This window comes from Mesotoga prima MesG1.Ag.4.2, assembly GCF_000147715.2.
Taxonomy (GTDB): Bacteria; Thermotogota; Thermotogae; order Petrotogales; family Kosmotogaceae; genus Mesotoga; species Mesotoga prima.
This window is the reverse complement of record NC_017934.1, coordinates 1,846,339-1,860,117: the sequence shown is the minus strand read 5'-3', so window position 1 is coordinate 1,860,117 and position 13,779 is coordinate 1,846,339. Positions and strand designations below refer to the sequence as shown.

Annotated in this window: 12 protein-coding genes; 11 read left to right on the top strand and 1 reads right to left on the bottom strand. The window is 49.1% G+C overall.

What is annotated here, in order from left to right; all coding sequences use genetic code 11:
- Positions 1–212 precede the first annotated feature (212 nt).
- The 11 genes from THEBA_RS08655 to ltrA all read left to right on the top strand — a co-directional run bounded on the left by THEBA_RS08655 (position 213) and on the right by ltrA (position 12,038).
- Complete coding sequence (locus THEBA_RS08655; RefSeq protein WP_014731202.1) at positions 213–1,889, top strand: ABC transporter substrate-binding protein; 1,677 nt, start codon at positions 213–215, stop codon at positions 1,887–1,889.
- 480 nt (positions 1,890–2,369) lie between these two features.
- Positions 2,370–3,362, top strand: coding sequence for an ABC transporter permease (locus tag THEBA_RS08650; RefSeq protein WP_006489297.1), 993 nt, complete (start codon positions 2,370–2,372; stop codon positions 3,360–3,362).
- Positions 3,359–4,207 (top strand): ABC transporter permease, encoded by an 849-nt coding sequence (locus THEBA_RS08645; RefSeq protein WP_006489299.1) that lies wholly within the window; start codon positions 3,359–3,361, stop codon positions 4,205–4,207. Before THEBA_RS08650 ends, THEBA_RS08645 begins: the two co-directional genes overlap by 4 nt.
- Before the next feature lie 2 nt (positions 4,208–4,209).
- Positions 4,210–5,160, top strand: a complete 951-nt coding sequence (locus THEBA_RS08640; RefSeq protein WP_014731201.1) for an ABC transporter ATP-binding protein — start codon at positions 4,210–4,212, stop codon at positions 5,158–5,160.
- Positions 5,161–6,063, top strand: a complete 903-nt coding sequence (locus THEBA_RS08635) for an ABC transporter ATP-binding protein (RefSeq protein WP_014731200.1) — start codon at positions 5,161–5,163, stop codon at positions 6,061–6,063.
- Positions 6,041–7,435 (top strand): beta-galactosidase BgaS, encoded by a 1,395-nt coding sequence (bgaS, locus tag THEBA_RS08630; protein ID WP_014731199.1) that lies wholly within the window; start codon positions 6,041–6,043, stop codon positions 7,433–7,435. Before THEBA_RS08635 ends, bgaS begins: the two co-directional genes overlap by 23 nt.
- A gap of 14 nt (positions 7,436–7,449) precedes the next feature.
- Positions 7,450–8,445: a LacI family DNA-binding transcriptional regulator gene (locus THEBA_RS08625; protein ID WP_006489306.1), complete on the top strand. Its 996-nt coding sequence runs from the start codon at positions 7,450–7,452 to the stop codon at positions 8,443–8,445.
- Positions 8,446–8,468: 23 nt separating this feature from the next.
- A complete protein-coding gene (locus THEBA_RS08620) occupies positions 8,469–9,449 on the top strand; it encodes a glycoside hydrolase family 130 protein (RefSeq protein ID WP_014731198.1) in 981 nt (326 codons plus the stop codon).
- Positions 9,450–10,212: 763 nt separating this feature from the next.
- Positions 10,213–10,341, top strand: a complete 129-nt coding sequence (locus THEBA_RS14830; protein ID WP_006485539.1) for a hypothetical protein — start codon at positions 10,213–10,215, stop codon at positions 10,339–10,341.
- A 94-nt stretch (positions 10,342–10,435) separates the two neighbouring features.
- Complete coding sequence (locus THEBA_RS14825) at positions 10,436–10,558, top strand: hypothetical protein (protein ID WP_006485555.1); 123 nt, start codon at positions 10,436–10,438, stop codon at positions 10,556–10,558.
- 211 nt (positions 10,559–10,769) lie between these two features.
- Entirely contained in the window at positions 10,770–12,038 is a 1,269-nt protein-coding gene (gene ltrA / locus THEBA_RS08615; RefSeq protein WP_014731260.1) for a group II intron reverse transcriptase/maturase, read from the top strand.
- 135 nt (positions 12,039–12,173) lie between these two features.
- Here ltrA and THEBA_RS08610 read toward each other — a convergent pair whose 3' ends face one another.
- On the bottom strand, positions 12,174–13,388 hold the full coding sequence (locus THEBA_RS08610; protein WP_014730611.1) for an IS256 family transposase: 1,215 nt from the start codon (positions 13,386–13,388) through the stop codon (positions 12,174–12,176).
- Positions 13,389–13,779: the final 391 nt, after the last annotated feature.

The window sequence follows — 13,779 nt, the reverse complement described above, 5'->3', positions numbered from 1 at the left end:
ACTAAAGATAATTCAGATAATGCATGCGGAAGGCTACACGGTTTACCTTGAAATAGCGTTAATTATTTGTGAATGTAGAAAGCATTACGCATAGTTCGATGATAATTCCAGATTTCTGAGAAATATCGGCCTGAGATCGCTTTAATATGTAAATGTTTTCAGGAATATTATGTTAGCGGAGCCCTTAAGGCTAAGTAAAGGAGGTTGGGTATATGAAAAAGAGGTTCATTTTACTACTTCTGGCCATCATACTCGTTAGTAGCCTCGCAATTGGTCAAGTTTACGATCGAAAAGAAACTCTGTACGCCGGTGGAGGCCTTTGGAGTCCACCAAACAACTGGAACCCATTCACCCCATGGGCGATTATGACCGGAACCAACGGTCTAATCTATGAATACCTGTTTATGTTCGATCCTCTGAGCAACGAGATGATACCCTGGCTTGCGGTGGATGGAGGATGGATAGACGAAAAGACCTACGAGCTGAAGCTTCGAGACGGAGTATACTGGACGGATGGAGAGGAGTTCAATGCCGAAGATGTGAAATTCACATTTGACATCGCAAAGAAGTATCCCGGAGTCCATTACAGCTCTATGTGGAACTGGATGAAGGAAGTGGAGATAGTAGACAGACTGACTGTACGTGTCCACTTCACCGAACCGCTGTATCAGCAATGGTCCTTCCAGCTCTACCAGTTGCCCATGGTTCCCGAGCACATATGGAAAAACAAGACGGAAGCCGAAATTCTGACTGGAGCGAACGAGGGGCCCATTGGAACGGGTTGCTACACAGCCGAAGGTTACGGTCAGGACAGAATGATCTATTTGAGAAACGAAAACTGGTGGGCTATCGAGCAGCTGGGAATAAAGCCTACGCCCAAGAGAATAGTCTATCTCACCGTTTCGGGAAACAACGTGGCTCTCGGTATGATCTTCAAAGGGGAACTGGATATCAGTAACTTCTTCCTTCCAGGAGTCCCAGCCGTCAAATCCGCTTACGGAATCCACACATATTTCGATGGCCCGCCTTACATGCTTTCCGACAATACGGCAGTTCTCTTTCTAAACAACAGCAGAAAGCCAATGGATGATGTTAACTTCAGGAAGGCCGTTGCCTGGGCAATAAACGCCGACGACATAGTCACAAGGGTTTTCGAGAACCAGGTAATCAAGTCTAACCCACTTGGCTTCCTTCCTATCGACGCCTGGATGAAGTATTACGATGAAAAGGTTGTCGAGCAGTATGGATTCAAGTACGATCCATCGGTTTCCAAAAAGGTCCTTGCCGATGCGGGCTACAAGGACATTAACGGAGACGGATTCGTCGAGGCGCCGGACGGTTCCGAGATAGAGCTCTCTATAATAGTTCCATTCGGCTGGACCGACTGGATGGAGTCGATAAAGATAATTGCCAACAACCTGAACGCCGTGGGCATTAACGCAAAGGCCGAGTTCCCCGACTATTCGAGGTATCAGGACGAGCTTTACGGCGGCAACTTCGATATGGCGATAAACAACTTCAACAGCAACCTGTCTAACACAGTATGGAGTTACTACTACTGGCTATTCTGGGATATCAGAGAGCAGCAGACTCAGGGCAACTACGGAAAATACAACAATCCCAAGGCCTTTGAGTTGATGGAAGCCTTCGACAGAACGCCTGTCGATGACTACGAGACTGGTCAAAAGATCATGTCGGAACTGGAAGAGCTTTTCTTGAAAGAGATTCCCTACGTTCCCCTCTGGTTCAACGGAATGTGGTTCCAGGCAAGTACCAATGTTTGGACCAACTGGCCGAGCGAACACGGCCCTCACTACTATCCATGTACGTGGAACGGAAAATGGCAGCTCGGTGGTATATTCATGCTGACAGCCCTGGAGGCTAAGTAACAGAGTATAATCTTCGCCCCCATGGACTTCCGGCCCGTGGGGGCTTTTGGCAGACTGAGATTAAACGGTTTGGCTCATGCGAGATTCAACCTGTCATGTTCGGGCTCCGAGTGTTGTTTTTCGCTGAGCGACGAACAAGAGTGTTCTGGCAAGACGTCCGAATACCGAAAGACAATAGCGATAATGGTACAGACTGGAGAGATCGAGATGCCGGACTGCCTATGAGTATAAGGTTGCACCCGGGTCTTCATACGCGCAGTCTCTAAACATTATTAAAAAACCAACTTTCAGCAATTTATGAAGAAAGAAAAACCTGTCTAATCACCTCTCTCTGTCAAGCGAGAGCCTAAAGACTCTTGAATCTGAATGGGTGATCGGAAGGAATTGAGTATCGCACTTTCAACTGAAAATAACTTTTGGTTGGGCAAGAAGATGAAGCTCTCCATCACGTGGGTAGGGTAAAGGAAGGAGACTCAGACTGTGGGAGCCTATTTCAGAAGAAAGATAATAATCTACCTGCTGACATTTGTATTTGCGGTTACGATAGACTGGATGATACCGCGATTCATGCCCGGCAATCCAATTACGAATCTACTGTCTAGGTTTTCCACCAGATCGGATACAACCGAGGTAATCGCCGGCTACCTTAACGAGATCTACGGGCTGGACAAGTCACCTCTTCATCAGTATTTCGCTTTTTGGGCGGGCCTTTTCAGAGGCGATCTCGGAGTCAGCTTATATGTTACAGGCGCTCCCGTTACGAGGGTAATAGCCAGGGCCCTGCCCTTTGATCTTGCCCTTTTGATTCCCGCAATAATGTTGAGTTATATAGCCGGGAACAAGTTCGGCGCCTTTGCCGCCAGGAAAAAGAAACTAGACGGCATCGTCTTGCCCATCTGGTACGTGCTTACGGCCACGCCCTACATGTGGCTCGGTATACTTCTGGCCTGGTTCTTTGGGGTCGCGCTAGACGTTCTTCCCATAGCGGGCGCCTACAGTTTTTCAATGGTCCCCAACTGGAGCTGGACCTTCATCTGGGATTTCCTGAAGCACTGGATACTTCCCTTCAGCTCTCTCTTTCTCGTGCAATTTGGAGGCTGGGCCATCGGAATGCGTAACATGATCATCTACGAACTCGAGGCCGAGTATTCCAGGTACCTTGAATCTCTGGGTGCCTCGGGAAGACTGGTCAGACAGTATGCCTATAAGAACGCGGTTCTTCCTCAGATCACAGGACTGGCTCTCCAGCTAGGTGTCATAGTTGCCGGGGCTCTTGCTACCGAAGTCGTCTTTTCATACCCCGGCATCGGACATCTTCTAAAGGAAGCGATAATGAATCAAGATTACTTCCTAATACAGGGCTGTTTTCTGTTCATAATCGTCGGCGTGTTGTTGGCTAACATCATTCTGGATATCGCGTATATACTGATCGATCCGAGAATCAGGCACACGGCAGAAGGAGAGACTGTATGAAGACAAAGAATGAATTTCTATACTTCGCCCTGAGGAACGGACGTCTGAAGGTCGGCTTTTTCATACTGGTGATCTTCATCTTACTCGCGATCTTCGGACCTCTCTTCGCGAAGTACGGACCGCTCGATTATGCGGGGCCAGGTTACCACCCTCCTTCAAAAGAGTTCTGGTTAGGGACCACAACCTTCGGGCAGGATGTTTTCTCGCAGACGGTTTACGGGCTGAGATCAACCTTCCTGGTCGGATTGGTTGCCGGAGGTCTCGCTACGCTTCTGGGAGTCCTAATCGGCTTCGTAGCCGGCTACCATGGAGGCATGATCGACGAGCTGCTCAATATGTTGACCAATGTGGTCACCGTGATACCGACGCTGGCCCTCCTTCTAATTGTTGCGGCTTATCTGCCATACAGGGGAATACTCGTCCAGAGCATATTTATAGGGCTCACTTCTTGGCCGTGGGCGGCGAGAGCGATAAGGGCCCAGACGTTTACTTTGAGAACAAGGGACTTTGTGGACCTCGCAAGAATAACTGGCATGAAACCCATGAGGATAATCTTTGGGGAGATCGCTCCAAACATGATGTCCTATCTTTTCATGACCTTCATACTCCAGTTCGGAGGCGCTATTCTCGCAGCCGTTACGCTTGATTTCATCGGGCTCGGCCCGACGCAGGGGATTTCTCTAGGGCTAATGATGCAGAATGCGGTTCTTTGGAGCGCAATTCAGCTCGGAATGTGGTGGTGGCTGATACCTCCCGGAGTAGCCATTACGGCTATCGTCGGCGCGCTCTACTTTATGAATACTGGACTGGACGAAGTCTTCAATCCTAAACTGAGGGAGCTGTGACGATGTCTCTAAGCGTGGATGGCCTTAGAGTCTATTACCAGACTCTTAAGGGAGATATAAAGGCACTGGACGGTGTGAGCTTCGATCTTCGTGATGGGGAGATCGCAGGAATTGCCGGAGAATCGGGCTGTGGAAAGTCGACTCTCAGCAACTCCCTCATAATGCTTCGCCTCCCGATGAAACTCGTGGAAGGCAGTGCCTCTCTTGACGGAAGCCCTCTTCCAATCGGCGATCAAAGAAAGATGAACGACTTCAGATACAAGAGAATCTCGATAATCCCTCAGTATGCTATGAACGCCTTGAATCCCACCGTGAAGCTCAAGAGACTCATCTCAGATCTTCTCGCCTGTCACGGCGTGGGTTACGAAAAAACTCTCCCCGAACTCAACAGGAGGCTGGATCTCGTGGGTCTGGATAGTTCGGTCCTGAAGATGTATCCCGTGGAACTGTCGGGCGGAATGAAGCAGAGGGCCGTAATGGTTATCTCGACGCTTCTGAATCCCTCTCTGCTGATAGCCGACGAGGTCACATCGGCCCTGGATGTCTCGACTCAGCGAGCAGTGGCCGAGATGATCGTGGAGTTCAGGGACAAGGGTTTCGTCAAAAGCATCATCTTCGTTACCCATGACATCTCGATCCTCTACCAGATAGCCGATTCTATTCTTATAATGTACGCGGGTAAGCTTGTCGAGCGGGCCGCCACGGAAGTGATAATAAAAAGGCCCGTCCATCCCTACACGAAGATGCTTATCTCGTCTCTGCCGGAGGTCGGCGTTCACTACACAGATAAGAGACTGAAAGGGATCCCTGGAAAACCCCCTCAACTCCTCTCGCCCCCGCGGGGCTGCAGATTCAAGGACAGATGTCCCATCGCCTTCGAAAAGTGCGAAGAGGAACCGCCCATGGTTGAAATTGAGCCTTCACACTGGGTGGCCTGCTGGGGAGTGAACTAGATGCTTGAGCTCATTAATCTGACTAAGGTCTTCAAGACGGGAATGTTCTCTTCAGGAAGGCTCAAGGCCGTAAACAACGTCTCATTCAAGATCGAAGAGGGAGAGGTCACCTCGCTCATAGGCGAAAGCGGGAGCGGAAAAAGCACCATAGGAAAGATGATCTTGAGATTGTTGACAATCACCCAAGGGGAAATACGACTTGACGGACGCGATATAAGCGGGCTGAAGGGCGCAGAGCTAAGAGACTATTACAGAAAGGTCCAGGGTGTCTTTCAGGATCCCTTCAGCTCGTATAATCCTATCTTCAAAGTTGACAGAGTCTTCGAGAATCTTAGATCGGTCTTCTTTGCGAAGATGCACTACAGCGACTGGATGGACAAGGTCCACACGGTCCTGAAACTGGTTGGCCTTGATCCGGATCAGATTCTGGGCAAGTATCCTCATCAGCTCAGCGGCGGGCAGCTCCAGAGAATTCTCATATCCAGGGCCCTGCTGCTGGACGTGAACCTTCTCGTTGCCGACGAACTGATAAGCATGCTCGACGCCTCTACAAGAATAGACGTTTTGAACCTGCTCGCAGACCTCAAAAAGAAGGGGCTTTCAATCCTCTTCATAACTCATGACCTGTCTCTCGGCTACTATTTAAGCGAAAGAGCTGTGATACTGTTCAAAGGTCATGTCGTAGAAATGGGAAGAACTGACAAAGTTTTCTTCAACCCCCAGCACTATTACACATGCAAACTTCTCTCTTCAGTACCGAGGCTCGACAAGAAGTGGGAGGATATTGAAAGCGATCACAAAAAGAAAATAGACGGACGGAAGTGTTTCGATCCCATCATGGATGCGGAACATGAAATGGTGGAAGTTGAAGAGGATCACTATGTTGCCGTACAAAGGAGATGAAGACATGTTTGGCGAAGATTTCCTGTTCGGTGCCTCTCTTTCGGGATTTCAGTTTGAAATGGGTAGGAACTCTCCCGAGAGCATCGACCGCGGCTCGGATTGGTACGCTTGGGCTCATGATAAATTGAACATCGAAAACGGGATAGTTAGCGGGACGTTTCCCGAAAGCGGGCCGAATTACTGGACAGGTTTCGAGGAGTTCCACAGACTTGCGGCCGACGCGGGAATGAAGATAATACGAATAGGTCTGGAGTGGTCTAGAATCCTCCCCAAACCGACTTTCGAGAGATGGACAGATGATTTGGATGACATATGCAACACTGAAGCGTTAGAGCATTACAGAGGGATCATCGAGGACATAAGAAACCGGGGAATGAAGGTGATGGTAAATCTCAACCATTTCTCACTCCCCATTTGGCTCCACGAACCGATTAGGGTCAACAGATACTCCGATTTCACCGCCGGGGGCTGGGCCGATCCCCGCGCTGCGGAGGAATTCCGTAAATTCGCCGCTCTCTGCGGAAGGAGACTTGGAGATATCGTCGACATGTGGTCGACCGAGAATGAACCGAACGTCTTGGCTACGCTTGGCTACAGAAACAGGGCCTCCGGGTTCCCTCCCTCGATAATCAGGCCCGAACTGGCGGGGGTAGCCCGCGACAATCTGATCAATGCCCATCTTCTTGGATACGAGGAACTAAAGAAAGAAACGAGCTCTCCGGTAGGACTGATCTACGCTATGAGCTGGATAGACGGGGAGGAAAGGGCGGTCGATTCTGCCCTGAAAGCTCAGTTTGAATTTATCGACCGCATAAAAGATAGAACGGACTTCCTTGGTTTGAATTACTATTCACGGATGGTAGTAGAAAGCGATGAAGAGAGCGACATAGGTTACAAACTCCTGCCGGGATTCGGACAGGGCTGCAAGCCCAACTCGCTTTCCAGATCGGGCAGACCGACGAGTGATTTCGGCTGGGAGATCTACCCCGAAGGGTTGTACAATATACTGAAGACGACTATGAGAAGGTACGACGTTCCAGTCTTCGTAACCGAGAATGGAATCGCCGATGCCACGGACGGACTGAGACCATACTATCTCATAGGTCACCTGAAAGCAGTGGAAAAGCTTATTGAAGAGGGCTTCAGCGTAAAGGGGTACATGCACTGGTCTCTCACCGACAACTACGAATGGGCCTCCGGCCTTGGGATGCGTTTCGGACTGGTCAGTGTGGACTTCAATGATGGAAGCCTCACTCCGAGACCTTCCTACTACCTTTTGAAAGAAATCATAAAGCAGGGCTCGGTTAATGGTTTCAAGAAGATGCTGAAAGAGCCGTACGACATTTTTGACGAAACCCTGCTCATCGAATAGGGGGAAAGGACTGGATGGTGACGATAAAGGATGTGGCTGCCGAAGCTGAGGTTTCGATAGCGACCGTCTCTCGGGTATTGAACGGAAGCGGCTATGTTTCCGAAGATACGAAGCTGCGCGTGTTGAGGGTCATCAACAGACTCAACTACCATCCCATGCCTTCGATTCGAAAGAAGAGCCTATACAGAACCCTGGGCGTCCTCCTGCCCAACACCATGGGAAACCATTACGGCGAAATTTTCATGGGAGTGGAGGATTATGCTCACAAAAACGGTTTCAACGTGATGCTTGCCATGGCCAGAGAAATGGTCAGTCGTGAACAGGAGATTCTGAACGAATACTTCCAGCGAAAGGTAGATGGAGTCATAGTTGCGACTCTTCACAGCGACGAGCACATGCTCAACAGGTTCATAGAGAGCGGGATAGTCGTTGTCGCCGTCGACTCCCCAATAAGAGAAATAAAGGCCGATTCCGTAAACATAGACAACTCCTTTGCAGCATACAACGTTGCGAAATTCCTTTACGAAAAGGGGCACAGACGGGTCCTCTTTCTCCCGGGGCAGGAAGGAGTGCATGCTTCAAAGGATAGGTTGAAGGGGCTGAGAAAATTCGCTTCGAGGACCTCGGATTTCGATCTGAAAGTCGCGAGGATAGGGGGCTTCGAACCTCACCACGGGCAGGAGGCGATCCGTGATTACCTTCGGGATTTCGGTATCGATTTCACGGCGATCTTTGCCGTCAACGACCACGTGGCAATGGGGGCAATGCAGGAGCTTCACAAAAACGGTGTTCGTGTCCCAGACGACGTATCCGTGATCGGGTTCGACGATTCCGTTCACGCGCCCTATACGATCCCCGCATTAACCACCGTCTCACAACCGAGAATCGAAATGGGAAGCGCTGCGGCCCAGCTGCTCATAGAGAGATTGAGACTCACCCAGAAGAGAGTATTCAGGAATATAGTTCTGCCCACGGCCCTTGTCGAAAGGGACTCGGTTAAAGCCATATAGGAGAGAGGAAGGAGAGGATCTCTTTGTCGATCACAATACTCGGCCACAAACTCAAAAATCTCCCCTGGGAAGAGAAACCCAAAGATTGTCTAGAACCGGTCTGGAGATACTCGAAAAACCCCCTCATCACACGGGAAACGGTGAGAGGCGCAAACAGCATCTTCAACAGCGCGGTCGTAGCCTACAAAGATGAATTCAGGGGAGTATTCCGTATAGATACGAAAGAGCTTGTCATGGAGCTTCACTCGGGAAGAAGCGAAGACGGATTGTCGTGGAACATTGATCAGGAGAGAATCGAATTTAATGCCGAAGACCCGGAAATCGGCCGATTCGTTTACGGATACGATCCCAGAGTCGTCTTCCTGGAAGACAGATACTACGTAACCTGGTGCAACGGTTATCACGGGCCTACCATAGGCGTTGCCTACACTTACGATTTCGAGAGATTTTATCAGCTTGAGAATGCATTCCTTCCCTTCAACAGAAACGGGGTCCTCTTCCCGAGGAAGATCAAAGGAAAGTTTGCAATGTTGAGCCGGCCGAGCGACAACGGCCACACTCCCTTTGGAGACATCTTCTACAGCGAGAGCCCCGACATGATTCATTGGGGCTGCCACAGGCATGTAATGTCACCCACCGCCGGCTGGCAATCGACCAAGGTTGGGGCCGGACCTATTCCGATAGAAACCTCGGAAGGTTGGCTGCTAATCTATCACGGAGTATGGACATCCTGCAACGGCTTCGTGTACAGTGCCGGCGTCGCTCTCCTCGATCTGGAAAGGCCCTGGAAAGTAATCAAAAGGTCGAAACACTACATACTTAACCCGAGAATGCCTTACGAAAACATTGGCGACGTACCCAACGTCACCTTCCCCTGCGCAAGCCTTCAGGACCCCGAAACGGGCAGAATCGCCATATACTACGGGGCGGCCGACACCGTTACCGCCCTCGCTTTCACGACTTCAGAGATCTTGTACCACTTCCTTCAAGAGCACTCATATTGAGACTGCCATTATGTATCAGACTGTGCCAGGAGATTAGTATATGTGCCGGTCCTTTCGGCTGCCTCTTACGCGCTTGTCAGTTGAAGTTCTGATAATAGCCAATACTGCAAGCAAAATGAAAGTCACTATGTTGCCGTTGCTTGCAGTGACTGGCCTCAGCTTTAAGCTGAGACTGGCACCACGAAGTAGTACTAGCGGCGATGATTCCCGCCTTTTGACTAGCTCCTAATGCTTCCCGCTGAAAGCGGCATCACTTATGCTCTTGGTCTCCTCGGAGAACGGAGAACCTTTGACGGTGGACCTGAGAGGCTTCCTGCCGGAGGCATCCTTGCTGGTATGTTCTTTTCGAGTCCGGCTTCTAAATCCCCGCTCGAGCGGGGGGACCGCTTGCGGTGGGGTGTGTGCTCTTCTCTAAAGACGCCTTTTCACAAAGTTTTGCAACCAGAGAGGAGAGGGTGTCTTTCCTCGCGCCAGCGAACATCACTTCCCGACTCAGCCGGCCTTGAGTTCCTGCGCAATTTTCGCCGGCATTCCGCGCGCGATTCGGAGGACGGTGGACCGTTGACGGACAACGCGGTTTTCATCAGCAACCAGCGGGTTTTTGATTTTAAGCGTACAGCAGCTCTTTGATCATCGAGATTCTGAATCAAGTTCAGAATGACGTGATGTGATGTTTTCGTGATCGCCTAACATTGTCATCCCGAACTTGTTTCGGGATCTGGTGCGCCCGGCATGATACACAACTATAGGGTGAAAGACCCGAATGCGGGGAGTCAAAGAAGCATTAGCCAGAGGCAAGGGTGTCACTGGTAACGGTGAATCTGAAGGAAGCCCGAGGCAAAGTCCGGAACTGAACGAAAGTGAACCAGGGATGGCCGTTACAGTAGGGTAACCCTGCCAGATAAGGGAAAGCCCTGACTCCAGCTGTAAAGGTTTGGATGGCAGGATTCGGATGAAAGTGGTGTATCTTACCCGGGGAAGTCCTCATGAGTCCGAAAGGGGTAACCGTTAGCAAGGAGGTGATCCAAGTTAACGGAAAGCTCAGGAGGATGGCAGATGAACCCGTAGTAGTGAAGAACCTCTCCGAAAGGGGAAGGGACCTTGGCTAAAAGCCAAGGGGGTGATGGGGAAGTCGAAAGGCTCCATCACTTGCGAAGGGGGGAAGGATCGAAGAAATGTGATCGGAAGACAGTGAAGAGATTCAGGTTAGACAGTTAAAGACAAGGTACATATTCCCGAAAGGGTAGAGAAGCCAGTCATTAGTTGTCGCAATAACATCTGAGACTACAACTGTTGGAAGAGAGCATACAGGAGAAAGAGATGAAGTATTACAGTCTAATCGACAAAGTCTATTTGGAGAAGAACCTTTTAAAAGCCTATGGCAGGGTAAAATCCAACAGAGGAGCCCCTGGGATAGACGGAGTAAGCGTAGAAACATTTGGAGAGAAACTTCTCGAAGAAATCGAGAGACTATCCGGAGAAATCAAGAGAGGCGAATACAAACCCATGTCACTCAGGAGGGTAGAAATCCCGAAAGCCGACGGTAAAACGAGGCAATTGAGAATACCTGCCGTAAGGGACAGGGTTGTACAGCAATCTCTCAAGGAGGTACTCGAACCGATATTCGAGGAAGGATTCCATCCCTCCAGTTACGGTTACAGAAAGGGAAGAAATGCCTGGCAGGCAGTGGAGAAGGCGAAAGCCTTCGCATCCAAATACGGACTGTGTAATGTAGTGGAACTTGACCTCAGTGAATGTTTCGACACTCTGGATCATGAGAAGATAATAGACTCCGTAGCCGAGAGAGTGAGTGATGGAAAGATACTCAAACTCATACGGGCAATACTGAAGAGCGGAGTAATGGAAGATGGAGTCTGGAAGGCAACAGAGACTGGCAGTCCACAGGGAGGAGTAATAAGCCCGCTGCTGGCTAACATCTATCTGAACGAATTCGATCAGAAGATGAAAGCCAGAGGAATAAGGATAGTCAGATACGCAGACGACATACTGATCTTCTCGAAAACCCAGGAAGAAGCCCGAGAGTTTCTGGCAATCGCGATAAACATACTGGAGATTGACATGAAGCTCAAGGTCAACAGAAACAAGACGAGAATCACAACACTTGAAGATGGATTTCACTTTCTTGGCTTCGAAATAAAAGGCGAGAGAGTGGGGATAGAGAAATCCAGATTGAAGAGATTCAAGGAAAAGGTCAGGAAACTTACAAGAAGGAATCAGAGCAGGCCGGTAAAGGAGATAGTGAAACAGCTCAATCCACTGTTGAGGGGATTCGCCAGCTATTTCAGGATAGTGGATTTCCAATCCATTTTGAGGGGACTTCTGAGCTGGATAAGGAGAAGGCTAAGAGCCATCATACTACACCAGTGGAAGACCACCAAGAAACTGAACAGAGTTCTCAGAAGGACCGGATGGAAAGAGAAAGTCAACATGAGAATGAACAAATGGCGATCTTCTCACTCAAAAGCAGCCAATTACGCCATCCCCAACAGGTTCTTTGAAGAGATGAACCTAGTCGATATGACAAAATACCATCATCCCCTGTCGAAATTTCCGATACTTGATCCATGAGCCGTGTACGTGGCCCGTACGCACGGTTCTGTGAGAGGGCGAGGGGCTCCGCCCCTCTCCTACTCGATGTTTTGAACCGCTCGGGGTTCTGTCTCTTTTTTTGTGTAAACCCCTTTTTTGTAATGGGTTTAAGAATCAGCTTATGTACTTAGCTAATCTTTCATACTTTATCACAAGTTGAGTAAGGATCCTGGACCAATCAAGAGTTCTTACTGTCCATTTCTTTGTTATGTTCATTATTGCTAGATAAGCCATCTTTAAGAGAGAATTGTCTGTTGGAAAGACTCCTTTGTTCTTCGTCACCTTCCTGAGTTGTCTATTAACTGATTCAATGGGATTAGTTGTATAAACCAATCTTCTCAGTTCCTCTGGATATTGAAAGAAGGTTGAGAGAGTTTCCCAGTTATCTTTCCAGCTTTTTATTGACAAGTGGTATTTGTCGCCCCACTTCTCTTCTAGTGCAAGCAATGCATTCCATCCTGCCTCTCTTGTAGGTGCCTGATAAATTGTCTTGAGATCGCGTGCTAGAGGTCTACGATCCCTCCAGGTAACATATCTCATGGTGTTTCTTATCTGGTGAACTATGCACTTCTGAACCTCTGAGAATGGATATACAGCCTCTATGGCTTCTTCCATTCCGCTTAATGCATCTATTGAGAAGATTGCCACGTCTTCAACCCCGCGATTCTTCAATTCGTTGAGAATGCTTAGCCAGTAGCTTGCTCCTTCTGTTTCACTTATCCACATGCCTAGAATGTCTTTGTGGCCATTTAGGGATACTCCTAAGGCTATATAGAGTGCTTTCTTCCTTACCTGGTTGCTTTCAACGACCCTGAAGAATACGGCATCCATGTAGACTATCGCATACGCAGATTCTAATGGTCTGTTTCTCCATTCGGAGACCAGTGGCAGTATCTTGTCCGTTATCCTGCTTACGCTCTCTGCAGACAATCTGGAACCGTAGATATCCTCTATATGACTCTGAATATCTCTTACTGTCATTCCCCTTGCATACATGGAGATTATCTGATCCTCTATACCAGAAATGTCCCTCTGGTGTTTCTTCACAACAACCGGTTCAAATTCACCTTTCCTGTCTCTTGGTATCTCAAGTTCTATTTCTCCGTAATCGCTCCTAACTGTCTTCTTGCTATGTCCATTCCTGGAATTGTCAGTCTCTTTGTTCTTGTAGTCATGCTTCGAATATCCAAGCTCATCTTCCAGTTCTCCTTCAAGCATTTCTTTGATTACGTCACCAAACAATTCCTTCATTGCCTCTTGAACATCTCCAACGTTTTCAAATCCATTCTTCTCGATTAACGACTTGATCTTTTCTCTGTCAAATTTCATCTTCTTTTCCCTCCAATCTTCTCTTCCATTCTAGAGGGTTTACACAATCTTCTTTACATACTCCCGCTCGGCAGGGAGAACCGTTGACCGGCAACGTGGCTTTCATCAGTGTTCATCCGCTCTTTCCCCGCGAAGCGAGCATTGCGACCTGGGCAGTTCTTGCCCAGCCTTGCGTCCACTGATGCTCCTCAGTGTATTGCGTCCAATGTTCTATAAGGGCATCACTTCCCGAAGCAGTCGGCCTCGCGTCCCGGCATGTTCTTAGCCGGCATTGCGACCTGGGATGTCCCTGCCCTGCCTTGCGCTCCAGCACGATCTTCGCCGGAATTCCGATTCCTAGTACAGTGGACTGATGATGGCAAATCGCAAACTAAAAGGGTTCCACAGTCTT

Bases quoted from the DNA above. Each gene is read 5' to 3' on its own strand.
- THEBA_RS08655 (WP_014731202.1), top strand. From the start codon at position 213: ATGAAAAAGAGGTTCATTTTACTACTTCTGGCCATCATACTCGTTAGT.
- THEBA_RS08645 (WP_006489299.1), top strand. From the start codon at position 3,359: ATGAAGACAAAGAATGAATTTCTATACTTCGCCCTGAGGAACGGACGT.
- THEBA_RS08640 (WP_014731201.1), top strand. From the start codon at position 4,210: ATGTCTCTAAGCGTGGATGGCCTTAGAGTCTATTACCAGACTCTTAAG.
- THEBA_RS08635 (WP_014731200.1), top strand. From the start codon at position 5,161: ATGCTTGAGCTCATTAATCTGACTAAGGTCTTCAAGACGGGAATGTTC.
- bgaS (WP_014731199.1), top strand. From the start codon at position 6,041: ATGTTGCCGTACAAAGGAGATGAAGACATGTTTGGCGAAGATTTCCTG.
- THEBA_RS08625 (WP_006489306.1), top strand. From the start codon at position 7,450: ATGGTGACGATAAAGGATGTGGCTGCCGAAGCTGAGGTTTCGATAGCG.
- THEBA_RS14830 (WP_006485539.1), top strand. From the start codon at position 10,213: ATGCGGGGAGTCAAAGAAGCATTAGCCAGAGGCAAGGGTGTCACTGGT.
- THEBA_RS14825 (WP_006485555.1), top strand. From the start codon at position 10,436: ATGAGTCCGAAAGGGGTAACCGTTAGCAAGGAGGTGATCCAAGTTAAC.
- ltrA (WP_014731260.1), top strand. From the start codon at position 10,770: ATGAAGTATTACAGTCTAATCGACAAAGTCTATTTGGAGAAGAACCTT.
- THEBA_RS08610 (WP_014730611.1), bottom strand. From the start codon at position 13,388: ATGAAATTTGACAGAGAAAAGATCAAGTCGTTAATCGAGAAGAATGGA.